Genomic DNA, 26483 nt, shown 5'->3' with positions numbered 1-26483 from the left:
ACTCAGACAGTCAGAACGTAACCCGCACTTTTGACCGTATCGGCCAATTGCTGTGCGGTAACACTGTCATTGGCAACAATATCTGCCGATGCCCCTGCCAGACTGACCTGCGCCGATACCACGCCGGGCACCGACTCGAGCGCGTGGGTCACATGCGCAACACATTTGTCGCAAGTCATGCCCTCTACCCTGGCCTTAATCACGTTTGTACTCATTACGCTCTCCTGCTGTTAACAATCCTCAAGTCGGACTCTGCCATATCATAGCCCAGTCTTCACCGGACCGGTTATGTCTGCACGTCCGGCAGCGCAGCAACCCGGTCTTCGCCGCTGCCGTCCAGATCGCCCGCGCGAATAACCATACCATTGCTGTCGAGCACACCACGCAAGCCCACTGCATGCGCGGCAAATCCCATGCGTTCAAAATGCGCCGCATAGTCATAGCAGTCATGATGATGTCCGTGAAAGACACGGGTGGCGCCCAGCCGAACTGCCAAACGGTCCAGCACGGTAAAACCGTAGCGATTGCAGGACGGCGCTTCATGCAGCACCAGAATATCGGCCTGCTCCTGCATCAGGGCTTCGTAGTCGCTGGGGAAGATCGAGCTGCGATGGCGCAGACGGTCGCCCTGGCCGTTTTTACCCGCCTTGAGCAGGCTGTGCGCTTCATAATCCTGGGGACAATAGAACCGCCAGTACGGCCTGGCCGGATTCCAGATGGTGCCCCGGAACACGCCGCCCAGGCCAGCAATGCGCACGCCATGGATATCCACGACCCTGCCATGCAGATTACGGTCAGCCAATTCGGAATTGAACAGATTGTGATAGATGGCCGCACTATCGGTATCATGGTTACCGGGAATCCACCAAACGTCGGTCATATGGCGGATGTCGCCAAGAATCTCATGCAGCGGCTGGCTGGCCTGAATATCGCCAAGAAAGATGACCGCATCGGGTTTGCCTGCCATGACAATCTCCCGACAGTGCTCAAAACCGCCATGCGTATCACCAAAAAAGAAAATGCGCGCTTTCGCATTCATGACCGCACCTGGGAATCTGACTTCCAATGAGATTCCTGCCCATGTCACAACACGTATTGGCACAAGCAGGATTCATTCATTTTACGCGCAAACCGCTAGCGCAAGATGCAGATTGGACAGCCACCGCCCCCTTAAGTTCTCATCGTTGTCCGGGGCGGTGGCAGCCATGTCAGCGTAAAAGCGACGTTACTGCTTTTTCCCCGGTTCGAACTTCAGGACCTTGACGGTATTTTCCTTGACCTTTTCCTTGCTGAACGTCAGCGGAATATATTCGCCCTTCGCCCAGATGGGGGCCAGGTCGCGATAACCAGGCTGACGCGGATCACCCGATTGCCCCGGCGTATTGATGACCGTAGAACTATCCCATTGTCCGACATCGAGCACCATGCGAAAAGAGGCGCCCGAAGTCAGGTTATAGCTTTTTTCACCGTAGCTGGTCGCCATGGGCGTATAGCCGGAACCACCAATCGGACCGGCATTCACATTGAACGTCTTTTTCTCTTCATCCGACAGCAGCGCATTCATGGGATGCAGGAACACTGCCTGGTGCAGCGTACCCCATTTCCAGGCCTGCATATCGTCGCCCAGCTTTTCCTTGACTTCGGCTACGGCCTGTCCGAGCGAGTCGAGCATGATTTGATTACGCTCGGCTTCGGTGAACCAGCCATCGGGTTTTTCTATGACATTCAGCACCCGTTCCGGGTCAGCCAGCCCGATCATTTTTGCAATTTCCGGATCAAACGCACGATCCACCACGGCCTTGCGCAAATAACGGCTGAACCACACTTCGAAGACAGCCGCTTCCGCACTGTCTGCCGTCACTTGGCCATCCCATTTTTTGAGCATGTCCACCACGGGCTTGAGTTTTTCGTCCTCGGTGTTCACTTGTTGCAGCACGGTAACGGTTCTGATCGCAGGCAGCGAGATTTTGTCGTTCTGCCAGGCCTCAGAATCGGCAACCGATGATTTGTCACTGGCGCCAATAATCCGCTTCAGGCGTTTGGCGCGAAAATCACTGCTCCATTCATAGCCGACCCCTTTTTTGAATGCCGGATGATCGGGCGGAATATTGTTTTCATTGGCCGTCACGATATAGCCGGCTTCGGGGTTGTACAGACTGGGCAATTGGTCCATATCCAGGTAGCCGCTCCATTCATAGCGACCGTCTCCGGGCACAGGCGTCAGGCCGTCCCAGTCCCGCTTGACAGTGAGCCCGCCCGGCATCCATGCGATATTGCCGTCAGCGTCAGCAAAGACCTGATTTTCACCCGGCGCGCCCCAACGGTTCATGGCTGCCTTGAACTCATCCCAGTTGGTCGCCCGCATGTAATCCATGGAGCCGAAATACGGAGCCATTCCCAGATCCAGCCAGGCCGCGCGCAAAGCCCAGGCGGTGTGGCTGCCCTCATCCTGATACAGGATCGGACCATGGCGGGTAAAACGCAGCGTCACTTTCTGGGCAGGCCCGCCCTTGACTTCGATTTCTTCCTCTACGGTCTCCATGGGTTCCCAGCGTCCCTGGTATTTATACTCGTTCTTGTTCTCGGGATTGATTTCATATTGGTACATATCTTCCTGATCCATGTAAAAACGGGTCAGGCCAAAACCGATCTGGTCGTTATGACCGATAGAAATGCCCGGCAGAAACGGCTCGCCGGCGCCAATGACCGACAATCCCGGCGCATTCAGGTGACTGATATAACGCAGGCTCGGCGCCCCATGGGAACGGTGCGGATCATTGGCCAGGATCGGCCTGCCGGTCGTTGTCCGTTGCCCGCCAATAACCCAGTTATTCGACCCAAGCCCTCTTTCGGTATCGCTGTCGTTTTTGACAATCTCATACAGCGCCGATACCGGCAATGGACCCTTGGTGTTTGCCGCAGAGGTCTTTTCGGTTTTGTTCTGCTGCTCGCCTGCAGGCTTGGCCTGGTCAGCGCCCGGCGGCAGTTTGGTCAGTTTTGGCGTAGCCGTGGCCAGATCATAGGCATCCTTGATTTTTTTCACCGGAATCGAGCATGGATCCAGACCCTCGACCAGTTTAGGATCAATGGTCGGGCTCAACTCGCGTCGCAACCAGTCTGCCTTTACCGGATCATCCTTGATCTTGCAGAACACCTGCGCGCGATCCAGCTCGTTCTTGGCATTCAGCGTCAGGCCATGGTGACGAATCCGCACCACATCCTCGGCCTGCCACAGGGAAGGCTGATAACCCAGTTTTTTGAATTCTTCGGGCAACAGCGCCGGATCGGCTTTCGTCATTTTTACGTATTCGTTGATGCCCGCAGTAAATGCCTGTGCCACGCGTTTCGAATCCGAGCCGTAAGCCAGCCATTCGCGATACATATCGCCGCGAAACAGAACGGCCCGCGCCATGCGATCGCCCTCGACATAATCGGGACCGAAATCCTTGGCCATTTCACCCAGGCCGCGCTTGCGCCATAAATCGATCTGAAACAGCCGGTCCCGCGCTGCGTTAAATCCCTGCAGGAAAAAGGCATCGTAAAGCGTCTGCGCGTAGATATGCGGGATGCCCCATTTGTCGATCGAGATTGAACCTGGTTTTTCCAGGCCGCTTACCTCAAAGGTATCTGCAGCGCTTGCATCTGCCGTGCGTGCGCTGGCAGGGATGAACGAGGCGCCGGTAAAAACGGCGGCGACTGCAACGGCCATGAATGCGCGTTTCATATCTTCTCCTTGTATTTCAGTTGTGTTAATTAATTATTTTAAACATGAACTAAATGGCGGACTGGAACGTGCCGTCTTCTTTGCTCAGAGAATGGCACGAGTACCCGCGGCAATCAAACAAAACAGTGTAAGAAATTATGGCATCGGTTAAACTGTAGCCCTGTCACTCCTGTTTTCCTATTCATGAACACCACTGCCCCCGGCACCGAAAACCATCGCGTCAAAACGGCGCTCAGGGTTATCGAGATCATCGAGATTTTTTCCCGCGAACAAAAGCCACTGGCGCTCTCGGAACTGGCTCGCGAGCTCAATGCCCCGGCCTCCAGTTGCCTGGCGCTGGTGCGCACGCTGTTGAGCCTGGGTTATCTGTACGAAACCTCGCGCCGCCAGGGGTATTACCCAACGGGGCGGCTGTTGGCCATGGCGCAGCGCATTACCAAGGCCGACCCGGTGCTCGAGCGGCTGTACCCCAGCCTGCGGGAATTGTGCGCCATCACAGGCGAGACGGTGGTGCTGGGTAAACTCACTTCGCTGAACACGGTGGTGTACCTGGACGTGCTTCCTTCTGAAAACCCCATTCATTATGTCGCCGTGGCCGGAGAGCAAAAGGAAATCCACGCCAATTCGCTGGGCAAGGCGCTGTTTTCTGCGCTGGATGAACCGGCGCAACTGGCGCTGCTGGACAAGATGAGTTTTGCCAGGCGCAATGACCGCACCATTGCGACGCGCCAGCAGTTTCTGGCAGACATCAAGGCCGGACAGGAAAAAGGGCTGTTCACCAATTTGGGCGAATCCATGGTGGATGTCGGCGCCATCGCCTGGCCCGTGACTGTCTCGGGCGGCCATTTTGCGATCTCCATTGCTGGACCGTTGTACCGGATCGAGGCCAATCTGCACAATCATGCGCAGAAGCTTCGTGTGATGTGCACCTTTATTGAACAGCATTAAACAATCAGCCCCGCTATCGGCGATACCCGTTGCCAGAAGCGCTCGCGACCGGCGCAAGCGCAGCCGCGGCCCGGATCGGCCCGACCAGCTGGCGCGTCGTCAGTAGGATTTGGGCAGGCCCAGCACTTTTTCGGCAATGAAGCACATGATCAGTTGCGGACTGACCGGCGCAATACGCGGGATAAAGCTTTCACGCAAATAGCGTTCAACATGATATTCCTTGGCATAACCCATTCCGCCCAGGGTCTGGATCGCCGTCTGGCATGAGGTAAATGCCGCTTCAGCGGCCAGATATTTGGCGGTATTGGCGTATGCGCCCGCCGGCTCATTGGCGTCATAGGCGGCAGCCGCACGGGACACCATCAGATCAGCGGCTTCCAGCTGCATCCAGCATTGCGCCAGCGGATGCTGAATGCCCTGATTCTGGCCGATAGGCCGATTAAATACGATACGCTCTTTCGCGTATTGAACTGCCTTGTCCAGCGCCACCTGACCCAGGCCGACCGCCTCTGCTGCAATCAGGATGCGCTCTGGATTGAGGCCATGAAGAATGTATTCAAAGCCCTTGCCCTCTTCGCCCACGCGATCGCATTCGGCAATTTCCAGGCCATCGAAAAACAGCATATTGGAATCGACGGCCTTACGTCCCAGCTTTTCAATTTCGCGCACTTCAACCTGACTGCGATCCAGATCGGTGTAGAACAGGCTCAGGCCTTCGGTGGGCTTCGATACCTGGTCTTTTGGCGTGGTGCGAGCCAGCAGCAGCATTTTGGTCGCAACCTGGGCGGTGGAAATCCAGATTTTGCGTCCGTATATTCGATAGTGGTCGCCATGCTTTTGCGCACGCGTGGTCAATTGGGTGGTGTCCAGCCCGGCATCGGGTTCGGTGACGGCAAAGCAGGCTTTGTCCTTGCCTTCGATCAAAGGTGGCAATGCGCGTTGCTTGAGTTCCTCCGAGCCAAACCGGACCACCGGATTTAATCCGAAAATATTCATATGCACGGCCGAGGCGCCGGTAAACCCTGCACCCGAGCGCGAAATGGCTTTCATCATTAGCGCGGCTTCGGTAATACCCAACCCTGCGCCGCCATATTCCTGCGGCATGGCCACCCCCAACCAGCCCGCCTTGGCCAGGCGCTGATAAAACGCCTCTGGATACTCGCCTGTTCTGTCGCAGGTGAGCCAGTATTCGTCATCAAAACCGCGGCATAGCTGTTCAATGGCAGCCACAAGCATTTGCTGATCCTGAGAAAGCGAGAAATCCATCATTACTCCGTCGTTTAGGTGTGTTGTGTCACTTCAATGGCGCAATGCGCCCATGCCCGGCGCTGGGGTGTGCCGCCCAATCATGGGTCGTGCCGACAATCGGCCGCGCGCGCCCTCGCATTGGCCATCGCCTCCCCTGGATGACCACGCATCGGCTTAGTGCCTGTTCGTGTTACGCTTTGCCGCCTTCAATATGGCCTGTTTTTTATCGCTGTCCATGGGCAGACCATCGAGCAATTCTTCGGTATGTTCGCCCAGCGTAGGCGCATGGCGATAGACGCTCAGCGGCGTGGCCGAATATCGCCCCAGCGGCGCGATTGTATGGACCTCGCCCTCGCTTGGGTGATTGGTTCGCACCAGATGGCCGGTTGCCTTCAGGTGCGGGTCTGCAGGAAGATCTTCGATGGCGTACAGCGGCGCGCACGGAATATCGTTCGCATCGAACAGCGCCAGCCAGTCTGCCGTGCTGCGGGTCCGCAAGATTCCATCTACAAATCGATATACTTCATCAATGTTTTCGGCACGTCGCGAGTGGGTGGAAAAGATCGAATCGGTGATCAGGTCGGCGCGATCGATAGCCGCCAGAAACTGCTGCCAGTGCCGATCGTTGTAGATCAGGGCGCTCACATATCCGTCCTGTGTCTGATAGGGCTTGCGATGTTCAGCCAACAACCGGGAATAGCCCATGGTGCCCGCCGGCGCGTTCTCATCGAATGTGCGCTGGCCCAGGTGATCGCCCAGGATCATTTGCGCCATCCCTTCAAACATCGGCACCTCAATCGATTGCCCCGTACCGGTCGCCCGGCTGTGAATAACGCCGGCCAGGCAGGCAATGGCCGCCTGCAGCCCGATGGTGCGATCGGCCAGCGTTATCGGCGCATAACGCGGTTCGTGCCCGCTGTTGCGTTCGTAAAGACGAGCCACCCCAGTCATGCCCTGTATCAAATCATCGTAAGCCGGCTTGCCGGCGTACGGACCTTCGTTGCCAAAACCATAGGCGCCTACGTAGACAATTTTCGGATTCACGGCGCTGACCGCTTCATACGACAGGCCCATGCGCGCCATGGACTGCGGCCTGACGTTGTAGAGCAGCACATCGACCTCGCGCACCAGATGCAGGCAGGCTTCCCTGCCTTCCTCGGTTTTCAGATCAAGCACTACCGATCGCTTGTTGCGATTCAGATGCAGGTAGATCGCGCCCATGCCTGGATTGCGCATGGGTCCGACCTGCCGTATCGTATCGCCCACCGGCGATTCGACCTTGATCACATCTGCGCCCAGATCGGCCATCATCTGTGTGGCAAACGGCCCCAGGATAATGGAAGTCAGATCCAGGACCCGTACCCCGGCCAGCGGCCCGCTTCGATTGTTGTCTGTCATTACTATTGAACCTGAATTCCCGCGTCCTTGATGAGCTTGCCCCATAACTCGTACTGGTCCCGGACAAATGCCGCAAATTCCTCCTGGGTGCCGCTGAAGGCATCAAATCCCAGGCGTGCCAGCTCCTGCTTGACCTTCGCATCGCTCACGATTTCATTGATGGCCTTATTCAACGCCGCCACCGCTTCACCGGACATCTGGGCCGGACCCAGAAATCCATTCCAGGAATTGATGTCGAAATTATTAATACCGGCCGCTTCCATGGAAGGCAGCTCGGGCAACAGCGTGCTGGGCTTGGCGGTAGACACCGCGAGCGCCTTGATCTTCTTGGATTGCACAAATGGCATGCCCGAAGTCAGATCGGTAAACATATAGTCCACCTGCCCGCCAATCAGGTCGGTCAGTGCCTGAGGCGTGCCCTTGTAGGGCACATGCAGGGTCTCGATACCGGCAGCATGCGACAGCGTGGCACCGGCAACAATGCCGGTACTGTTGCCGGAGGCGTAGGTCAGTTTGCCCGGGCTGGCTTTGGCTTGCTGGACCAGTTCCTGCACCGAATTGAAGGTTTGCTTCATATTGGCAACCAGGATGAAGGGCAAGTTACCGCCGCGCGCAATTGGCGTGAAATCCTTGAGCACATCGTAAGGCACGCTTTTTTGCAGCCAGGGCGCAGCCGAAAGCGGCGTATTGGTTGAAATCAGAATGGTATAGCCATCAGGCTTGGCGCGGGCAACCTGCTGCGCCGCAATCGTACCGTTGCCACCGGGCTTGTTTTCCACAATCACCTGCTGGCCAAGACGACTGGTCATTTCACGAGCAAAGATGCGTCCGACAGAGTCGGTACCCGAGCCAGCCGGGAACGGGACGACCATGGTAATGGGCTTTTCCGGCCATGCCGCTGCGGCGGTTCCCGCGGCGATAAGGGCGGCGACACCCAGCAAACAACGTAGGGGTTTGATATTCATAATGTCTCCAGTAAAGGGCGAGGCTTCTTTGAGCGACGGTACCAGCAAAAGGCAAGCGTGGGTTTGTGCTAAAAATCGGGTTATCCGGCGATCAATCCCGTATCACCCTGGCCGGATTTTCTTCATAGGGAGGCGAATAAATAACCAGCAGGCGCGCCGGCTCGACACTGGTTACTGTAAAGATATGCTTTTTGTCTGCAGGAAAAAAACAGCAGTCTCCGGCTTGCAAGGAACCCTTTTCCCCGTCCATTTCCACATCCGCCGTGCCAGACAGCAAATACACCACCTGTTCAATGCCAGGATGGGCATGCGGCAAGGCGCCCCGATTCTGTTCAATTGTACCTACCAACACCTCCAGGTGGCGCGCGCCAACCGTCTCGGGTCCGATCAGGCGCCGGTTAACAGTGCCATGGTGGTTGGCCGGGCTATAGCCTGGGACATCCGCCTCGCGGACGATCCAGGAACAGGCGCCTGGTTTTTTGCTGATGGTGCTTGCGGTTTGCGCTGTACTGTCTGTCATTACTTGGTTTCCTGTGGGTCGGGTAAATAGCCGAATTTAGCCAAATTCTATTTAGGCCATTCATTTTAAGCCGTTAATTTAACCCATTTAATTTTCGTATGTGAATTAATTTTCTCATACATGAAGATAAAAAGCTGCTAGGGATTTTACCAAGGGGGCTGGTTTGCCCGGGCTCCCTCGATTTGTTACAATGGCCGGGTTCTATTAATTCAACGTTTCAATTGTGTACACCTTTTGCGCCTATCGCGCGAAAGTGCTTTACCTGTCAATCGGGCGCCTGCCGCCCATCAATTTTTGTTTGTATCGACGGCGCTACGTCGTTTTCCGCATACTCTTTGGCATACACAGTTATTTTTATAACCCTGTAAGACTTAAGGAGGCTACGGCCATGTTCTTAAAACACAAAATTCTCGGCGCAACGCTACTGGCTGCGTTTGGCCTGGGCTTGTCTGCCACCGCACAAGCTGCAGATGCCCAATGCGAAGTAGATCGCACCGTCAACTTCGGCGGCATGAACTGGGAATCGAACCTGGTGCTGGTCGACGTTCAGCGCACCATTCTTGAAAAAGGCTACGGCTGCAAGACCGAAACGCTGCCCACCGAAACCCTGCCCGCCCTGGCGGCACTGGAGCGCGGCGATCTGGATATCAACACCGAGATCTGGCTCAACAGCGTAGGCGATCCCTGGGCCAAGGCCGAGAAAACCGGTAAAGTCAAAAGAGTAGCCGATCTGTACACGGGTGGCGAAGCCTGGTTCATTCCGAAATACGTCGCCGAAAAATTCCCTGACCTCAAATCCGCAGCCGATCTGCCCAAATACAAAGAAGAGTTTGCCGATCCGGAAGACCCAAGCAAGGGACGTTTCTACGGCTGCCCGGCTGGCTGGGGATGTGAAGTGGTCAGCAGCAATCTGTACAAAGCGCTGAAACTGGACAAGGATTTCACCCTGTATTCACCTGGCACCGGCGCAGCCCAGAAAGCGGCCCTGACCTCGGCTTACAAACGCAAGCAAAATATCGTGTTCTACTATTGGTATCCAACTCCGCTAGTGGGTTCGCTTGACCTGGTCAAACTGGAATTGCCGCCCTACGATGCGGAAAAACAGAAATGCCTGACCAATCCTGACTGCGCCGATCCACAACCCAGCGCCTATCCGGACAACCCGGTATTTACTGCACTGAATACGGAGTTTTCCAAAAAAGCGCCAAAACTGACCGAATTCTTTTCCAAGGTATCGGTCCCCCTGCCAGTCATGGACAAAACACTGGCTCACATGGAAGAGAGTGGCGACGATTCGCGTGATGTCGCAGACTGGTTCCTGAAAAACCAGGGCGAAGTTTGGGAAAAATGGGTTTCCCCCGAAGTGGCCGCCAAAGTGAAGGAATCGCTCTAATCGCTTGCCCGTCACTCGAAACGCCCGTCTTCGGACGGGCCGATGCCAATCCTGGCGTTTAGCTTAACTTTTAGCCATAAGAGGCACATTGCCATGATAAAGACTAAAGTTATATCTGCTGTATTCATTGCTTCGGCCACGTTCGGGTTTGCCCGCTCTGCCGCCGCGGCCGATGCACCCGCCTGCGAAGTGGGCGAGACCATCAAGTTCGGTGGCATGAACTGGGAATCGAACCTGATTCTGGCCGACGTCGAACGACATATCCTTGAAAAAGGGTATGGCTGCCAGACCGAGGTGGTCCCTACCGAGACGCTCACCGCTTTGGCAGCACTGGCACGCGGCGATCTGCAAGTCAATACTGAAATCTGGCTCAACAGCGTCAGTGACGCCTGGGCGCAGGCCGAAAAAAGCGGCAAAGTCAAACGTGTCGGCGAACTGTATACAGGCAGGGAAGCGTGGTATATACCCAAATATACTGCCAGCAAATTTCCCGATCTGAAGTCTGCCGCCGATTTGATCAAACACAAGGATGCGTTTGCCGATCCGGAAAGCCCGGACAAGGGCCGGATTTACGGTTGCCCGGCAGGCTGGAACTGCCAACTGGTTGCCACCAATCTGGCAAAGGGCCTGAAGCTGGACAAGGACTTCGAGGTTTATGCCCCCGGTACCGGCGCAGCCCAGAAAGCAGCCCTGATGTCAGCCTACAAGCGCGAAAAAGATATTGTCTTTTACTATTGGGAGCCCACGCCTCTGGTCAGCACGCTGGAACTGGTCAAGCTTGACATGCCTGCCTATGACAAAGAAAAGCAGTTATGCCTGACCCGCGAAGACTGTGCCGACCCCCAAGCGGTTGGATATCCGGACAACCCGGTGTTTACCGCGCTCAATACCCAGTTCATACAAAAAGCGCCCACACTGACCGCATTTTTCAGCAAGGTGTCAGTCCCGTTTGATGTCGTCAACAAGACTCTGGCCCATATGGAAGAGTCTGGTGCCGAGACAAGCGAAGTCGCACAATGGTTTCTGAAAAACCAACAGGACATCTGGTCCAAGTGGGTCCCCGCCGAGGTGGCCGATCGTGTTAAAGCCTCGCTCTGACCGCTGCGCCAGTCAAATCCGGGCAACCACGCTGTCTGCCGGGCACGTTCGTGTCCTGCGGCCCTGGCCCGGTCCTGCCTTTCCCTATATTTTGATGAAAAAATAAAATTATGTTTCCTGAAATTATCTCTGCGCGCGATGTGCGCAAAAGCATTGACGGGTTTGTGGACCATCTGGTCACCAATTACGCCGATGCACTCAATGCAATGTCAGAGCCTCTCCTGCATTTGCTGGTGTGGCTTGAAAAAGTTCTGCGCGGCGCGCCATGGTGGAGCGTTATTATCGTGGCCGTGCTCGTCGCTTACGCGGCCAGCCGCCGGCCCGTGTTCTCCCTGATGATGGGGGTACTGCTGGCAATGCTGGGCGTCCTGGGCCTCTGGGACGCAGGCATGCAGACCCTGTCACTCATGATTATGGCAACTGCAATTTCGATCATTATCGGTATTCCGCTGGGCGTGCTCACCGCAAAATCCAATCCGGTTCGATCGGTCATGCTGCCAGTGCTGGATATCATGCAGACGCTGCCCAGCTTTGTGTACCTTATTCCGGTTGTCATGCTTTTCGGTCTTGGTAAAATCCCGGCCATTATCGCAACCGTAATTTATGCTGTTCCTCCGCTAATCCGGCTGACCGATCTGGGAATCCGGCTGGTGGACCGCGAAGTGCTTGAAGCCTCTCGGGCCTTCGGCGCCTCTTCCTCGCAGCAACTGTTCGGCGTGCAACTGCCGCTGGCACTGCCAAACATCATGGCCGGGATCAACCAGACCACGATGATGGCGCTGTCAATGGTGGTCATTGCCTCCATGATCGGCGCGCGCGGCCTGGGCTACGAAGTGCTGCTTGGCATCAACCGCCTTGAAGTGGGCCGCGGCCTGCTGGCCGGGCTGGGCATTGTCATTCTTGCGGTGCTTTTTGACCGCATTACCCAGTCTTATGGAAAACGGAAAAATACAGGCGGTGCGCTATGAGTAAAATTGAAGTCAAAAACATCTACAAAATCTTCGGCAAAAATCCGGAAAAATGGATTGATGCGGTCAAACAGGGCATCTCCAAGGAAGAACTGCTGGCCAAAAGCGGCCACACGCTGGGTCTCAAGGACATCAGCCTGAGTATCGAAGAAGGCAGCATCCACGTCATCATGGGCTTGTCCGGCTCAGGAAAATCAACGCTGATCCGTCACTTTAACCGGTTGATTGAACCCACTGCGGGCCACATACTGGTCGACGATACCGATGTTGTGACGCTTGGCCGCAAGGAGCTGGAAAAATTCCGCCAGAGAACCATGAGCATGGTATTTCAGCGCTTTGGCCTGCTGCCGCATAAAACCGTGCTGGACAATGCCGCCTACGGCCTGTCCATTCAGGGCATGAACAAAGCCGACGCGCACGACAAAGGCCGCTACTGGCTTGATCAGGTCGGTCTGGCCGGTTTTGAAAACCAGTACCCTCACCAGCTCTCGGGCGGCATGCAGCAGCGCGTGGGCCTGGCGCGGGCGCTGGCGACCGATGCCGACATTCTGCTGATGGATGAGGCTTTCTCAGCCCTGGATCCGCTGATCCGCCGCGAAATGCAGAACCAACTGCTCGAACTACAGGCCAAACTCAATAAAACCATCGTGTTCATTACCCATGACCTGGACGAAGCACTGCGCCTGGGCAACCGCATTGCCATTCTGAAGGACGGCGAATTGATCCAGGAAGGCACGCCCGAAGATATTCTGCTGTCTCCCGACAATGAATACGTCGCAGCGTTCCTGCAGGATGTGAACCGTGGCAAGGCGCTCAACGCCAGTCACGCGGTCAATGCGCCGCGCCTGACCCTGACCATGCGCGCGCGGCCCGCCCATGCCATTGAACGCATGAAACAATACGACTACAAGTTCGCTCCTGTGCTCGATGGCAAGGCCTTTGCCGGCCTGCTGCGCCTGTCTGCGGCCGAAGATGCGGTCCGGGCCGGCCTGCGGGACATTTCCTCAAAAGTGGAAGAAGCCCGCACCGTTTCGGCAGACACCAATCTGGACGAAGTGCTGACCCATATGCTGCAATCGACCGCGCCAGTCGTGGTAACCGGCGACAACGACGAATTTGTCGGCCTGATGTCGCGTGCCAAGGTCGTGGAGCTGGTCAGCCCGGCCATCGACGGCAGCAATGAGGATGGTAGCAGCGATGCGGACAGCAATGCCGCGGCAACACCGGCACCGGCCGGCGCCCCAGCGGAACGGGACGACGAACCCGAACCGCCAGAAGGCGCCATTGAGCTGGACGAGTCATTGAAAAACAAACCGGAAAAAGCACCCGGCCACAGTCACTGATCAGGCGTCTGGCCGGCCCTGCATCGTCTTTATATGCACACCGGCCAGACGCTGCGCTTAAAGTGCGCACCGGCGTCCGAACATAGACCATGTTCGGACGCTTTTTTGTGCCCGGCACGCCGCGTGCGTTCTAACCTGACCCGCCACACCCGATGCATCACCACCTTGCCGCGCCCTGCACCGAGCACTGGGCTATCCCAGGGATTCGCCCCAGACCAATTGCCAGGCAATTGCCCACATGGTGACACCCACAACCAGGTCCAGCACCTTCCATGCCACCGGCTTTTTGAATAACGGCAACAAAAGCCGCGCACCGTAGCCAAGGGAAAAGAAAAAAACCAGCGAAGCGGTAATGCCGCCCGCTGCGAACAACCAGTGTTGCCCCGGGAATCGGGTAGATACCGATCCGATCAGCAGCAACGTATCAAGGTAGACATGGGGATTGAGCCAGGTCAGCGCCAGGCAAATCAGCAGGGTTCGCTTCAGGGAAGGCGCTTCGATATGGCTGTCCCCCATGCTGGCGGTTTTGGTAATCGCAGCATGAAAGTGCAGCAGACCGTAAACAAACAGGAAAAGCGCGCCAGCATATTTGATCAAGGGCACCACGTGCGCCGCATGGCGGGCGACAACGGAAAAACCCAGTACGCCAGTCAGAATCAACGCCGCATCTGACAGGCTGCATACCAGACAGACCCAGAAGACGTGGCTTTTGCGCAACCCCTGCTTGAGGACGAAGGCATTTTGCGAACCGATCGCAAGAATCAGGGAACCACTTAGAAACAGACCGGCAAGATACGCATTCATTCAGCTACAACTCAATTGGAATACGACCGCCAATGTGTTAAAAAGGAAACAGTCGCTCAGATGACAAACAGGTGACAGATAATATACCGGGTATTGTCACACATGCGTCACAACGGATTGGTGTAATAAGAGTCATTCCCGACCTGTACTTATGGCCTGACATTACTTTGTCTGAACATCCTACTACCCACTATCGCACGATCTGGATCTCCGATGTCCACCTGGGCACCAAAGGCTGCCAGGCGAATGCGTTACTGGATTTCCTGAAGCACACAGAATCCGATACCCTGTATCTGGTGGGTGACATTATCGATGGCTGGCAACTCAAAGGCAAGTGGTTCTGGCCTCAGTCGCATAATGACGTCATACAGAAAATACTGCGCAAATGTCGGCAAGGCACCCGGGTCGTCTTCGTTCCCGGCAACCACGACTCATTTGCCCGGCATTACGTGCAACAAAACTTCGGCGGTATCGAAGTGGTCGAGGAAACCGAGCACACAACGGCCGATGGCAAGCGCCTGTGGATCCTGCATGGCGATCGTTTCGACGGCGTCGTGCAGTTTGCCCCGTGGCTGGCCTATGTGGGCGATCACCTGTACACCGTTGCCCTGACCTCCAATATGTGGCTCAACAGCGCCCGCGCGCGCATGGGGCTGGGATACTGGTCGCTGTCCCAATACCTGAAGCAGAAAGTCAAAAATGCGGTCAGCTATATCTCCGCGTTCGAAGACGCCGTCATGCAGGAAGCACGCAAGAACAATTATGATGGCGTGGTTTGCGGCCATATCCATAAAGCTGAAATTCGCGAAGTGGACGGCATTCTGTACTGCAATGATGGCGACTGGGTCGAAAGCATGACCGCTCTGGTGGAGCACGCAGACGGTTCACTGCATATCGTAACCTGGACACCGCCTGCCGTCGTGCGTGAAAAGAAACCAAAACGCAGCCGCCTGCGGGATGTGGCCGTGACTACGCCAGCGACCAGCGCGCCTGCCGCCGAACCGGTTTCACGCACGGCTGTGGAAAGAGAAGAAAATGTGGCGGCGCATACCGATGAATCCGATAAGCAAGAGACCAGCAGCGTCATTCAGGCCTGAAAAAGCCGTTCCCTGCAGACACAAACCGCGCAGCGGGCAGACCGCCGCGTCTGTCACCCTGTTGCACGCAGGGCCTTGGTGACGTGCGGCCTGGTGCCACGCCTCTTAAGCGCGTCACAGGCCGGAACGACGATCATATGCGCAAATTTTTGCAAATCTGCCACGGTCGCCCGCGCAACACGCATGCCGAGCACACAACAGACTGCTCAGACGCCCCAGGCTCGCCTTATGGCGCACATCCGGGGCGCATCAGAGGCTCTATCAGGGCCGCAGCTTGTAGCCGGTGCGGAACATCCACGAGACCACCAGGGCACACACCAGCAAAATGAACACAATGGTGAACAGGCTGACGTAATGGTTCACATCGGCCACGCCGTAAAAACTCCAGCGAAAGCCGCTGATCAGATACACCACCGGATTAAATAGCGCCACTTTGGGCCAGATGCCGGGGAGCATATGAATGGAATAAAACGCGCCACCCAGAAAGGTCAGCGGCGTAATGACCATCAGCGGAATGATCTGCAGTTTCTCAAAGCCATCGGCCCACAGCCCGATAATAAAGCCGAACATGCTGAAGGTGATCGCCGTCAGAACCAGAAACAGCACCATCCAGAACGGATGCTGGATCTGGTATTCAACAAAGAAACGCGCTGTGATCAGGATCAGCACCGACAATATCAGCGTCTTGGTTGCCGCCGCCCCCACATAACCCAGAATCACCTCGAAATAGGAAACCGGGGCCGACATGATTTCATAGATGGTGCCGGACCACTTGGGCATGTAAATGCCGAAGGACGCATTCGAGACGCTCTGCCCCAGCAGGGCCATCATCAGCAGCCCCGGCACAATGAATGCACCATAGGAGACGCCGTCAATGTCGCCCATGCGCGAACCGATAGCAGCGCCGAACACAATGAAATACAGCGCCGTGGACAGCACCGGCGATGCGATGCTTTGCATGAGCGTGCGAAACGCCCGCGCCATCTCAAACTTGTAAATTGCTTTTACGCCGTACAGATTCATGAATCTTTCCTTACCAGGCTCACGAAAATATCTTCCAGTGAGCTTTCTCGCGATTGCAGGTCTTTGAGCTCAATGCCGAAATCGCCCAGCTGGCGCAACATTTCGGACAGGCTTTTACCCGTATTGTCTTCCGATTCCTTGTTATAGGTGTACACCAGCGTACGCCCGTCTGCAGACAAGACCAGGGGATGGGCTGACATGGCAGGTGGCAGCGCAGCCAGCGGCTGCGTCAGTTGCAGATGCAGCTCTTTCTTGCCCAGTTGCCCCATCAGCTGTTCCTTGTCCTGCACCAGGATGATCTCACCGTTATTGATGACGGCAATCCGGTCGGCCATATCTTCAGCTTCTTCAATATAGTGCGTGGTCAGAATCACGGTCACGCCCTGCTCGCGCAACTTGCGCACCAGGTTCCACATGTCGTGACGCAGCTCTACATCCACGCCGGCAGTCGGTTCATCCAGAAACAAAATCGAGGGTTCATGCGACAACGCCTTGGCGATCAGCACGCGGCGCTTCATGCCGCCGGACAGGCTCAGGATCTTGCTATCCTTCTTGTTCCACAAGGACAACGCCCTGAGCACCCGCTCTATATGCGCCGGGTTTGCCGGTTTGCCGAACAGGCCGCGACTAAATGTAACGGTGTCCCATACCGTCTCGAACGAGTCGGTAAAAAGCTCCTGCGGAACCAGGCCTATTTTGGGACGCACGCGTCGATAATCGCGTTGCACGTCGTCGCCGTCAACCAAAATCGTGCCTTCGGACGCGTTGACCAGACCGGTCACGATGCCGATCAGGGTTGTTTTACCTGCGCCGTTGGGTCCTAGCAGGGCCAGGATTTCACCACGGCGGATATCCAGATTGACGCCTTTGAGGGCTGTAAAACCGCTTTTGTAGGTTTTACCCACCCCCTGGATGGAAACGACGATATCGCCACCATCACTACTGTTGTGAGAGTTATTCACGCAATAACCTATTTGAAATATGCAGAATTTAATATGTAGAGCAGCACAAGTATAAAGAATTCCGGGCTGGAATAAAGAAATTGCTGCAAAAGAAGTGCGGAGCAAAAATATGGGCGAATGAGACAAAACCCTATTTTAATTTCCCAATCCGATACACTTGTCTTAATCCACAATACATGAATGGACATACGAACATGGTCGAAATCGCAGGCAGCAAGGGCTATGCAGAAAAGGCACAACGGTTTGCCGCTGACTACGAAAGCGTCACCTTTGAAAAAGTGCATAACCCGGTACGTGGCTTTTACCCAGGGGCACCTGCAAAAGTGCTGGATATCGGCGCAGGTACCGGACGGGACGCAGCTGCACTGGCGGCGCTGGGCTACCAGGTTGATGCCGTCGAGCCCACCGCTGCCATGCGGGAACAGGGCAACCTGCATCATGCCGATGCATGCATCAACTGGATCGCAGACAGTCTGCCGGATCTGGCTGTGGTACGCGCCAGCGGCAAGCAATACGACCTGATACTGCTGACCGCAGTGTGGATGCACCTGCAGGAACAGGAGCGGCTGCCTGCCATGCAGCATTGCGCCGCGCTGCTGGGGCGCAATGGCATTATGTCGATGTCTCTGCGCCATGGCCCCGTCCCGACAGAGCGCCACATGTTCGACATTCCGGACAAAGAAACGATTGCACTTGCACACACGTGTGGGCTGCAGTTGCTTTATCAGAAAAGCTATAAAAACGACACACTGGGTCGCAACGACATTTCCTGGAGCTACGCCGTCTTCAGGAAATAAGGTCTGCCGGGCGCCAGCACACCGTCCCGGTCGTATCCGGGCGCAGGCGGCGACCATCATGTTCGCGCTCCCTGATATACGTCCATGCCGTTTGTGGGCCGGCATCGGTATTCACCGTAGTCAGCACCCGAACATACAGCCCCTGCCCATCGGCGCGAAACTCCTCCAGCAGGTCAATTAGCGGCACGTCGTTTTCCGGACGATCAAACCGCATCAATTCGCCTTCAATCAGATCCCAGTCGCCCTCGGGCCTGGCCGTTGAACCTGGTGCGCACTCGAGCAACGCATCCATCTCGGGCCGGTCGGTACCGCGCGCCAAAATGGCTTGCGGGCAGATTTGCACCATGGGGTAGCCCTCATCGCGGTCAAGATGATAAATCCGCCCCCATAGCCAGGCCTTTTCCTTGTGTACCGCCATGGAGCAATGACGTTCGTGATTACAACAACCTGTTTTCAGCGTTCCGTACACAAAGAGCGACATCACGCGTGGCACTATATCTGACACGGTTCGCTCCCCTAACCCCAGTAGCCTACGCCACGCGCCATCATGGCGGCAGCCAGCACGATCAGCACCAGACAGACCAGTTCGTAATGGATCAGCTTGCGAATCCGCTTGATGACTGCAGGATCCAGCACCGGTTCCCGGCCACGATTCAGACTTTTGCGCCACGACAGAAAAGTCATGGTCGGATAAATGGACAACACGCCGACTGCGACAAACAACAGCAGCTTGGCAATAAAGGGAATGCTGTGAAAATAGTAGGCCGCGCCCTTTTCAAAAAAGATCACGCGTAAAAAGCCCACCACCAGCAACAGCATGGCCGATGCGCCATAAATGGCATCGGCACGCAAAATGCGCCGGGCACGTTCGATACTGATTCGGTCTTTGACCAGCACCAGCTCAATGGCCAGCGCGGCAACCAGCACGAAAGCCAGAACGTGATGCAAAAACGCAAAAAGAAGTGTCATGGTCAATGCCCTTGTGGTTGAGCGACAAATATAAAGCCGAAAGTGACCTGCCCGGCAAGGTCGCCCGATGTCAGCCTGCCGCAAGGCGCTGGCTGCGCATACGCTATGGCAACCGCAGTTAAGCAGCTTATCAGCCTGCCTGTCTGCCAGCGTGTGTCGTTACTTTAATGGATAATACAGACGAAATTCAACCACTAATCATCGCGGTTGTCACGCAAGTGGCAACCCGCTGATTTCAAATGAAAACCGTGGCCATCGCCGGCGTGGCCGGGGCTACCAACCGGCACTGACCGTAATATTAGACCCGGGATTCAGATTATCAAAGCTGCGCGACAGATAGTCCAGCAGCAGAGTCATGCGCGCCGTCGTGTGCGGCTGCTCCCGGTACACCGCATATATGTCGGCATTGGGCGTATTGTAATCGGCCAGCACCTGCACCAGGCGCCCGCTGCGCATATACCGGGCGACATCCCATTCGGCGCGCATCACAACCCCGTGACCATCCAGGGCCCACTGCACCCCCACATAGCCGTCATTGGTGATCAAATTGCCTGTTACGGGCACTTTCTCGGTGCTTTGGCCATTGCTCAATATCCACTCTGAATAGGGCAGCTCATCCTGCTTGATCACAATACAGTTGTGCTTAAGCAGATCAAGTGGCAGCGCAGGCGTGCCGGCCCGCGCCAGATAGGTTGCAGAGGCCACCAGAAGCCGCCGGTTTTGCGCGAGCAGTCGGGTTTTGAGTTTCTGATGGGGCGGCTTGCCAAACTGAATGGACAGATCAAACGCATCATCGCTCAGAGCAGGCGGATAAGGCGTTAAAAATAGCTGGATCGTGATGGACGGATACTTCTTTACAAACCGCGAAACCAGCGGCTGTATATAGCTTCTGCCGAAGCCCAGCGTCGCATTGAGCCGGATCAGCCCCTCGGGTTCGGACTTGAACCTGAACATCTGCCGATCCAGCGACTCGATCTGCGCCAGAATACTTCGGGCGTGCTCCAGGTAGACCAGGCCTTCTGCGGTCGGACTCATGCGTCGCGTGCTGCGATTGACAAGTGTCATACCCAGGCGCTTTTCCAGCTGAATCAACCGCTTGCTCGCCGCCGAAGGCGTCACCCCCAGGCGCAGTGCAACGGCAGACAAGCTGCCGGCAGAAACAAGCGCATCAAAAAAATACAGATCGGCAGAATGACGGGGGTCTTTTTTCATTCATTTTCAACTTTCAGGCACAAATCCTGTGAATTTTGTCGCATTTTAGCACCGACGAATATTTCTAGAATAAGTGCAGGTTCTCTAAATCAGGATAATGAATGATGAAATCGTACAAAATCGCGTGCATACCCGGTGATGGTATCGGCAAAGAAGTTATTCCCGCGGGTCAGACCGTGCTGCAGGCACTGGCAGACACCCTGAAGCAGTTTTCATTCGAGTTCACGGCATTTGACTGGGGCGGCGATTATTATCGGCAGCACGGCGTCATGATGCCCGCTGATGGCCTGGATGCCCTCTATGGCAAGGATGCGATTCTGTTCGGTTCGGCTGGCGACCCGGATATTGCCGATCATATTACCTTGTGGGGTCTGCGCCTGAAAATATGCCAGGGTCTTGACCAGTACGCCAACGTGCGCCCTACCCGTATCCTGCCAGGCATTGATGCCCCCTTAAAGCGCTGTCAGCCCAGGGACCTGGATTGGGTCATCGTGCGCGAAAATAGCGAAGGCGAATACTCGGGTGTTGGCGGCCGCGTCCATCAGGGCCACCCGCTGGAAGCGGCAACGGATGTGTCCATGATGACCCGTGCCGGCGTAGAACGTATCATGCGCTATGCCTTTGCCCTGGCGCAATCGCGTCCCCGCAAGCTGCTGACCGTGATCACCAAATCCAATGCACAGCGCCATGCCATGGTCATGTGGGATGAAATTGCAGTTGAAATTGCCAGGGAATATCCCGACGTCACCTGGGACAAGGAACTGGTGGACGCAGCCACAGCCAGGATGGTCAACAAACCAGCAACACTGGACACCATCGTAGCGACCAACCTGCATGCAGACATACTGAGCGATCTGGCTGCCGCGCTGGCAGGCAGCCTGGGCATTGCACCTACCGGCAATATAGACCCGGAACGCCGCTATCCCTCCATGTTCGAACCCATTCACGGCTCGGCTTTCGACATCATGGGCAAAGGGCTGGCCAATCCAATCGGCACATTCTGGTGCGCCGTGATGCTGCTGTCGCATCTGGGCGAAGATCATGCCGCCGGCATCCTGATGCAAGCAATCGAAAAAGTCACGGCCGATGCTTCGCTGCATACCGGCGACCTGGGCGGCACAGCGACAACGGCGCAGGTGACGGACGCGGTTTGCAGCCACATCCGCAGCCTTGGTAAAGCACAGAAAGCGGCATAAAGCCGACGGTGGAGGAAGACATGCTATTTACACAAACAATCGAACAACCCCGCACATTGCTGCGCAAAACCGGCTTGCTGGCGTTGAGCCTGTTGACCGGTGCAACGCTGACGGCCATGCACGCCACGGCCCTGGCGCAGACCTATCCGGCGCAGCCGGTCAAGCTGGTGGTCCCTTTCCCTGCAGGCGGCACCACAGATGTGCTGGCACGCGCACTGGGCCAGAAGCTTGCAGAAAAAATCGGCCAGCCCGTGATTATCGAAAACAAACCCGGCGCTGGCGCCACTATTGGCGCAGAATATGTGGCTCGGGCCAAGCCAGATGGCTACACTTTGTTGATGGGCGCGGTCCATCACACCATTGCCACGACGTTCTATTCTTCTCTGCGTTACGATTTCCAGAAGGACTTTGCTCCTGTCACGACCGTGGCCATGGTGCCGAATGTACTGGTCGTCAACAACAAGGTCGGCGCAAAATCAGTAGCAGACCTGGTCGAGCTGGCCAAGCGAGAGCCGGGAAAACTGAGTTTCGGTTCCAACGGCGTGGGCACCGGCCAGCATCTGATTGGCGAGCGCGTACAGCTTATGTCAAAAACCAAGCTGCTGCACGTGCCCTATAAAGGCAGCGGCCCGCTGACGACTGATCTGCTGGGGGGACAAGTGGATATGTCATTTGACACAATCACAACCGTGTTGCCGTACATCAATGAAAAAAAACTCACGGCGCTTGCCGTGACCACGGGCACTCGTTCCCCGGCATTGCCCGACGTACCCACGCTTGACGAAGCTGGCCTCAAGGGCTTTGATGCCGGCACCTGGTTCGGCATTCTTGCGCCCAAAGGAACACCGGAACAGACGGTGTCGTACCTGAACAAAAATCTGGTGCACATTATTCAGTCAGACGGCTTTAAAAAAGACATGGCCAAGATCGGCGCGGAAACCATTGGCGATACCCCTGCGCAAATGAGCACGCGCATTGCCGAAGACACCGCGCGCTATGCAGAGCTGGTCAACAACCTGAAGCTGAAAGCCAATTAGATACTGCTGCATAGGGCGCATGTAAAACGGCTGCAGACACATGTCGCAGCCGTTTTGCGTGGCGCAGGCGGGTACCTCACCGCGATTGCGGCTGAATTGCTGTTGTGATTGCTGTTGTGATTTGCTGTTGCGACTGCCCTCGCGATTTTGACCGAGGTGCTGCTATCCAGCGAACCACAGCATAGCGAGGCCATCGACCGGCTACCGGCCCACCTCTCCCTGCACAGTGACCACAACCGTTCGTGGCCAGCCATGATTGCGATGCTCGCACAAATAAATACCCTGCCATGTGCCAAGATTGAGCGCACCATTCGTGATGGGTACCACTAGCGTGCAGCCCAGGATACTGCTTTTGAAATGTGCCGGCAGATCATCACTGCCCTCATATGTATGGGTGTAATACGGTTCGTCTTCCGGCACCAGGCGGTTGAAATAGCTTTCGAAATCAACCCGTACGGAGGAATCGGCATTTTCATTAATGGTGAGCGATGCCGAGGTATGTTTAAGAAACACATTCATGATGCCCACGCGCAGACCGGTCAATTCCGGCACCTGACGCACAATTTCTTCGGTCACCAGATGAAAACCTCTGGGACGCGCTTTCAATTGAAATTCTTTCTGGATCCACATGCGCTACTCTTTACAGATGCAATATTCAAAGGAAGGATGCCTCGATTGCAAATGCAAAATGAGACAACGGCCCTACTGGATTGTCTTGCCGCAGATTTTAATACCCCGACGCCTGAAAAGCGATCCTGAAACGCTCTGCCATCGCGCGAAGGCGCTTGTCCAGCGTCCACAATTGCGCGCCCGGCGTAATAAGTGTAGAGGCAAGAAGAACCATATCTACCAGGCCGCACCCCGGGCCATAAAGCCGTTCACGTTCAATAAAATCCGCAACTTCCCGCAAGCCCGCCTGGTTACAGGGTTGCAAGAGCCCTATGTTATTCAGTGTTTGCGGGCGCGGCGCGGGCGGCGTTCCACAGGCCAGTTCAATCTGGGTCATGGGATGGCCCAATACTCGATCGGTCTCAAGCAACTGGACCAATGCATCATTTCGCACTTTGAAGTGATCTGCCCACACCGAAGTGTCGACAAGCACACTCATAGTGATCCGGCGTCATCCCTGCGGCGCGGTATGTCCTTCATATCTGGCGCCTGTCCGCCCAATGCAGCAAGCCGCCGCCCGGCCTGGACGCGCACATAGGTTTTCATCGCCTCCCGGCATAGATCGGAAGCACTCACTATCCCAGGACCGGCAAGTTCCAATGCCTGCGCGTATAAAACCTCATCAATGGTGACAGTGGTTCGCATGATGGTCTCGCCATAATCCTATCGCATCAATAATGACTTGATACATCAAATATGATGTTATTTTACATCACCAATAGCATCAACTGAAGTCGTAAATGGTCAATCGCTTTTTGCACAGGGTCACTGCTGCTCGGGGAACAAGTCCAGAGAACGGGCGATCGACCGACGAACAATGCCCCATATCCGCTCGCCCTGCCGGCAGATTTCGCACTTCCCATTACGGCTTGAGCAGCAACGTTCCCATTCGTGATCTGGACTCCAGCGCCTGGTGCGCACGAGCAGCTTCGGCCAGCGGATAGACCTGTCCGGTTTGCACGGCCAGTACGTCCCGCTCGATCAAAGCAAACAGTTCGCTGGCCATGGATTCGAGCATCGCGCGCTCGGCGGTATAGTGAAACACTCCCGGTCGGGTCAGACTATTGGATTTGGGTGCGAGGATGGACACCTCAATCGGGTCGATGCTGCCCGAAGATTGTCCGAAATTAACCAGATGGCCCCGTCGGGCCAGCGCGGCCAGTGAGCCCAGGAACGTGTCCTTGCCAACAGAGTCATAGACAACATTGACCCCCTGATTGTTGGTGATCTGACGCACCCGCTCCACGAAATTTTCCTCGCGATACAAAATAGTGTGCGCGCAACCCAAGGCGCGCGCCTGCTCGGCTTTTTCTTTGCTGCCAACCGTTCCTATCACCGTAGCGCCCAGATAACTGGCCCACTGGCAAAGCAGTTGCCCTACGCCACCGCTGGCAGCATGTACTAGAATGGTGTCGCCCGACTGTACCTGATGGACCTGCCGCAACAGCATTTGGGCCGTCAGGCCCTTGAGCAGCACCGATGCCGCCAGATCCTGGTCAATGGCATCCGGCAGGCGAATGGCCAGCCTGGCTGGCAAAATCCGCTCCGACGCGTAGGCACCATAATGATTCGTAATGTAGGCAATCGAATCGCCTGTCGAGAAGCCGGTCACCTGCGGCCCGATAGCCTCTACCACGCCTGCCGCCTCAATCCCGGGAATTCCGGGCAATGTCAGGGTTTTGTACAGGCCGCTGCGAACATACACATCGTGAAAGTTGACGCCGATTGCCGTCTGCCGGATGCGCAGTTCTCCCGGGCCCGGTGCGGCCACATCGACATGTTCAATCTTCAGCGCCTGAGGCCCGCCATACTCGCTTAGTAAAATTGCAGTTGCCATATTGCTATCTCCACTCAACCTGTTCATTCGTGATGAACTACTGACACGAGAATATCACAAGCGAGCATGGCAACTGTAATCGAGACGACGCGTTGGCGATCAACGCCGCCAGTCAATACAGTGACGGAGCGCCAACCGGACGGGTTTTGAAACGACGATGCAGCCACATGTATTGATCCGGCGCACGCATGATTTCTTTTTCCACAACTTTGTTCATATAAGCGGCGGCGGCAATCTCATCGTCTACGGGATAATTTTTGAGTTCAGGCTGAATCAGCAAATCGTAGCCACCCGCTTTCGGACGACGAATCAATACCACGGGCACCAGCGCTGGTTTGGCCAACCGCGCGAGCATATAAGGGGCGCTGGTCGTGGCCACTTCATCCACCGCAAACAGGGGTGCAAAGACACTACCGCTGCGGCCATAATCCTGATCGGGGGCCAGCCACACGGCCTCGCCCTGCTTGAGCGCACGCACCAGTCCGCGCAAATCCTTGCGATCGATCATCGCCTTGTTGGAACGCATACGACCCTTGGTCTGCGCCCATTCCATTGCCTTGTTATTATGCGGTCGATAGGTCGCCATCATCGGCTGGCACAGCCCCATTGCGCGACCGCCAAGCTCCAGCGGCATCAGGTGTACACCAATCATCAGCGCGCCGCGTCCATCCTGTTGCGCCTGCTTCAGGTTATCCAATCCGGAGACGGCAAACCAGCGTTTGACCCGCTCGTCAGACCAAAACCACGCCATACCGGTTTCCATCAGGCCCATGCCCAGCGACTCAAAATTGGCCTGCACTCTCTGCTCGCGCAACGCGTCATCCATATTGGGAAAGCACAATTGCAGATTCCGGCGCGTGATGCCGACCCGGCGCTTTAGAAAGCGCATGGAACAGCCTCCCATCCAGATACCCAGCCGATGCAACATGGGGTATGGCAGTTGAACCAACAGGAACAGCACGCCCAGGCCAAACCAGGTCAGCCAGTAGCGGGGGTGTAAAAAGGTGGTTTGAAAACTTCGAGAGTACTTCATAGCAGTTCCTTGGTGCGTCCGAGCAGAAAACAGTAACGTCAAAGGAAGCCACTCGATTGCAGTACTGCTAGTTTGACACCTGTGTACAGGCATCGTTCCTTTCTGTCATCTGCTGAAATAGAATACGGCTATGAAGAGGAAAGAGAGGGCACGTGGTAGCTTGGCAGGAACACCGCAAGGCTTTCTGCCAATGCAAGCACTCCTGGCAGGTCAAGCATACCATATCCACAGAGACAGCAAGG

Annotated in this window: 27 protein-coding genes; 9 read left to right on the top strand and 18 right to left on the bottom strand. The window is 55.9% G+C overall.

What is annotated here, in order from left to right:
• Nucleotides 1-2 precede the first annotated feature (2 nt).
• From EV681_RS01885 to EV681_RS01875, 3 genes are all read right to left on the bottom strand, one after another.
• Complete coding sequence (locus EV681_RS01885; RefSeq protein WP_128393668.1) at nt 3-215, bottom strand: cation transporter; 213 nt, start codon at nt 213-215, stop codon at nt 3-5.
• Between the two features lie 71 nt (nt 216-286).
• A complete protein-coding gene (locus EV681_RS01880) occupies nt 287-1039 on the bottom strand; it encodes a metallophosphoesterase family protein (protein ID WP_128393667.1) in 753 nt (250 codons plus the stop codon).
• 186 nt (nt 1040-1225) lie between these two features.
• A complete protein-coding gene (locus tag EV681_RS01875; protein ID WP_128393666.1) occupies nt 1226-3724 on the bottom strand; it encodes a penicillin acylase family protein in 2499 nt (832 codons plus the stop codon).
• Between the two features lie 183 nt (nt 3725-3907).
• Between EV681_RS01875 and EV681_RS01870 the strand changes: the two genes are divergently transcribed.
• Nucleotides 3908-4672: an IclR family transcriptional regulator gene (locus EV681_RS01870; protein WP_128393665.1), complete on the top strand. Its 765-nt coding sequence runs from the start codon at nt 3908-3910 to the stop codon at nt 4670-4672.
• A gap of 99 nt (nt 4673-4771) precedes the next feature.
• Here the strand turns inward: EV681_RS01870 and EV681_RS01865 are convergent, their stop codons facing one another.
• The 4 genes from EV681_RS01865 to EV681_RS01850 form a co-directional block, all read right to left on the bottom strand.
• On the bottom strand, nt 4772-5938 hold the full coding sequence (locus EV681_RS01865) for an acyl-CoA dehydrogenase family protein (protein WP_128393664.1): 1167 nt from the start codon (nt 5936-5938) through the stop codon (nt 4772-4774).
• 156 nt (nt 5939-6094) lie between these two features.
• Nucleotides 6095-7318: a CaiB/BaiF CoA transferase family protein gene (locus EV681_RS01860; protein ID WP_130303180.1), complete on the bottom strand. Its 1224-nt coding sequence runs from the start codon at nt 7316-7318 to the stop codon at nt 6095-6097.
• A 2-nt stretch (nt 7319-7320) separates the two neighbouring features.
• The gene (locus tag EV681_RS01855; RefSeq protein WP_207226990.1) at nt 7321-8283 is read right to left on the bottom strand and encodes a Bug family tripartite tricarboxylate transporter substrate binding protein; all 963 of its coding nucleotides are present in this window, start codon (nt 8281-8283) and stop codon (nt 7321-7323) included.
• 91 nt (nt 8284-8374) lie between these two features.
• On the bottom strand, nt 8375-8803 hold the full coding sequence (locus tag EV681_RS01850; RefSeq protein ID WP_128393662.1) for a cupin domain-containing protein: 429 nt from the start codon (nt 8801-8803) through the stop codon (nt 8375-8377).
• A 388-nt stretch (nt 8804-9191) separates the two neighbouring features.
• On the opposite strand from EV681_RS01850, the gene EV681_RS01845 reads away from it, so the two are divergent.
• The 4 genes from EV681_RS01845 (at nt 9192) to EV681_RS01830 (ending at nt 13605) form a co-directional block, all read left to right on the top strand.
• Complete coding sequence (locus tag EV681_RS01845; protein WP_128393661.1) at nt 9192-10196, top strand: ABC transporter substrate-binding protein; 1005 nt, start codon at nt 9192-9194, stop codon at nt 10194-10196.
• Nucleotides 10197-10289: 93 nt separating this feature from the next.
• Nucleotides 10290-11294: an ABC transporter substrate-binding protein gene (locus tag EV681_RS01840; protein ID WP_130303179.1), complete on the top strand. Its 1005-nt coding sequence runs from the start codon at nt 10290-10292 to the stop codon at nt 11292-11294.
• A gap of 110 nt (nt 11295-11404) precedes the next feature.
• A complete protein-coding gene (locus tag EV681_RS01835; protein ID WP_128393659.1) occupies nt 11405-12262 on the top strand; it encodes an ABC transporter permease in 858 nt (285 codons plus the stop codon).
• Nucleotides 12259-13605, top strand: coding sequence for a quaternary amine ABC transporter ATP-binding protein (locus EV681_RS01830; RefSeq protein WP_128393658.1), 1347 nt, complete (start codon nt 12259-12261; stop codon nt 13603-13605). Before EV681_RS01835 ends, EV681_RS01830 begins: the two co-directional genes overlap by 4 nt.
• A gap of 192 nt (nt 13606-13797) precedes the next feature.
• On the opposite strand, the gene EV681_RS01825 is transcribed toward EV681_RS01830, so the two are convergent.
• Nucleotides 13798-14409, bottom strand: a complete 612-nt coding sequence (locus EV681_RS01825) for a LysE/ArgO family amino acid transporter (RefSeq protein WP_128393657.1) — start codon at nt 14407-14409, stop codon at nt 13798-13800.
• A 167-nt stretch (nt 14410-14576) separates the two neighbouring features.
• Between EV681_RS01825 and EV681_RS01820 the strand changes: the two genes are divergently transcribed.
• The gene (locus tag EV681_RS01820; protein WP_130303178.1) at nt 14577-15506 is read left to right on the top strand and encodes a UDP-2,3-diacylglucosamine diphosphatase; all 930 of its coding nucleotides are present in this window, start codon (nt 14577-14579) and stop codon (nt 15504-15506) included.
• 261 nt (nt 15507-15767) lie between these two features.
• On the opposite strand, the gene EV681_RS01815 is transcribed toward EV681_RS01820, so the two are convergent.
• Nucleotides 15768-16529, bottom strand: coding sequence for an ABC transporter permease (locus tag EV681_RS01815; protein ID WP_128393656.1), 762 nt, complete (start codon nt 16527-16529; stop codon nt 15768-15770).
• Entirely contained in the window at nt 16526-17491 is a 966-nt protein-coding gene (locus EV681_RS01810; protein ID WP_242612108.1) for an ABC transporter ATP-binding protein, read from the bottom strand. The genes EV681_RS01815 and EV681_RS01810 overlap by 4 nt, the downstream gene beginning before the upstream one ends.
• Before the next feature lie 194 nt (nt 17492-17685).
• On the opposite strand from EV681_RS01810, the gene EV681_RS01805 reads away from it, so the two are divergent.
• On the top strand, nt 17686-18288 hold the full coding sequence (locus EV681_RS01805; RefSeq protein WP_130303177.1) for a class I SAM-dependent methyltransferase: 603 nt from the start codon (nt 17686-17688) through the stop codon (nt 18286-18288).
• Here EV681_RS01805 and EV681_RS01800 read toward each other — a convergent pair.
• The 3 genes from EV681_RS01800 to EV681_RS01790 form a co-directional block, all read right to left on the bottom strand.
• On the bottom strand, nt 18278-18793 hold the full coding sequence (locus EV681_RS01800; RefSeq protein WP_130303176.1) for a gamma-glutamylcyclotransferase family protein: 516 nt from the start codon (nt 18791-18793) through the stop codon (nt 18278-18280). The two genes, EV681_RS01805 and EV681_RS01800, sit on opposite strands and share 11 nt — an antisense overlap.
• Before the next feature lie 11 nt (nt 18794-18804).
• Nucleotides 18805-19257 carry a DUF2214 family protein gene (locus EV681_RS01795; RefSeq protein ID WP_128393653.1) on the bottom strand — a complete coding sequence of 151 codons (453 nt, stop codon included), beginning with the start codon at nt 19255-19257 and terminating at the stop codon, nt 18805-18807.
• A gap of 273 nt (nt 19258-19530) precedes the next feature.
• Nucleotides 19531-20469 carry a LysR family transcriptional regulator gene (locus EV681_RS01790; RefSeq protein ID WP_130303175.1) on the bottom strand — a complete coding sequence of 313 codons (939 nt, stop codon included), beginning with the start codon at nt 20467-20469 and terminating at the stop codon, nt 19531-19533.
• Nucleotides 20470-20573: 104 nt separating this feature from the next.
• Between EV681_RS01790 and EV681_RS01785 the strand changes: the two genes are divergently transcribed.
• Nucleotides 20574-21665 carry a tartrate dehydrogenase gene (locus EV681_RS01785; protein ID WP_128393995.1) on the top strand — a complete coding sequence of 364 codons (1092 nt, stop codon included), beginning with the start codon at nt 20574-20576 and terminating at the stop codon, nt 21663-21665.
• Nucleotides 21666-21685: 20 nt separating this feature from the next.
• Complete coding sequence (locus EV681_RS01780; protein ID WP_423191188.1) at nt 21686-22702, top strand: Bug family tripartite tricarboxylate transporter substrate binding protein; 1017 nt, start codon at nt 21686-21688, stop codon at nt 22700-22702.
• Nucleotides 22703-22903: 201 nt separating this feature from the next.
• Here EV681_RS01780 and EV681_RS01775 read toward each other — a convergent pair whose 3' ends face one another.
• The 5 genes from EV681_RS01775 to lpxP form a co-directional block, all read right to left on the bottom strand.
• Nucleotides 22904-23332, bottom strand: a complete 429-nt coding sequence (locus EV681_RS01775) for a secondary thiamine-phosphate synthase enzyme YjbQ (RefSeq protein WP_130303174.1) — start codon at nt 23330-23332, stop codon at nt 22904-22906.
• A 97-nt stretch (nt 23333-23429) separates the two neighbouring features.
• Nucleotides 23430-23810: a type II toxin-antitoxin system VapC family toxin gene (locus EV681_RS01770; RefSeq protein WP_130303173.1), complete on the bottom strand. Its 381-nt coding sequence runs from the start codon at nt 23808-23810 to the stop codon at nt 23430-23432.
• The gene (locus tag EV681_RS01765) at nt 23807-24016 is read right to left on the bottom strand and encodes a type II toxin-antitoxin system VapB family antitoxin (protein ID WP_014749065.1); all 210 of its coding nucleotides are present in this window, start codon (nt 24014-24016) and stop codon (nt 23807-23809) included. Before EV681_RS01765 ends, EV681_RS01770 begins: the two co-directional genes overlap by 4 nt.
• A 217-nt stretch (nt 24017-24233) precedes the next feature.
• Nucleotides 24234-25208 carry a quinone oxidoreductase family protein gene (locus EV681_RS01760; RefSeq protein WP_130303172.1) on the bottom strand — a complete coding sequence of 325 codons (975 nt, stop codon included), beginning with the start codon at nt 25206-25208 and terminating at the stop codon, nt 24234-24236.
• Between the two features lie 112 nt (nt 25209-25320).
• The gene (lpxP, locus tag EV681_RS01755; protein ID WP_130303171.1) at nt 25321-26241 is read right to left on the bottom strand and encodes a kdo(2)-lipid IV(A) palmitoleoyltransferase; all 921 of its coding nucleotides are present in this window, start codon (nt 26239-26241) and stop codon (nt 25321-25323) included.
• Between the last annotated feature and the right edge of the window lie 242 nt (nt 26242-26483).

Origin of the sequence: Advenella incenata (genome assembly GCF_004217095.1) — a bacterium.
Classification (GTDB): domain Bacteria; phylum Pseudomonadota; class Gammaproteobacteria; order Burkholderiales; family Burkholderiaceae_B; genus Advenella; species Advenella incenata.
Note: the sequence above shows the minus strand (reverse complement) of the source record. Positions and strands in the feature narration are given on the sequence as shown.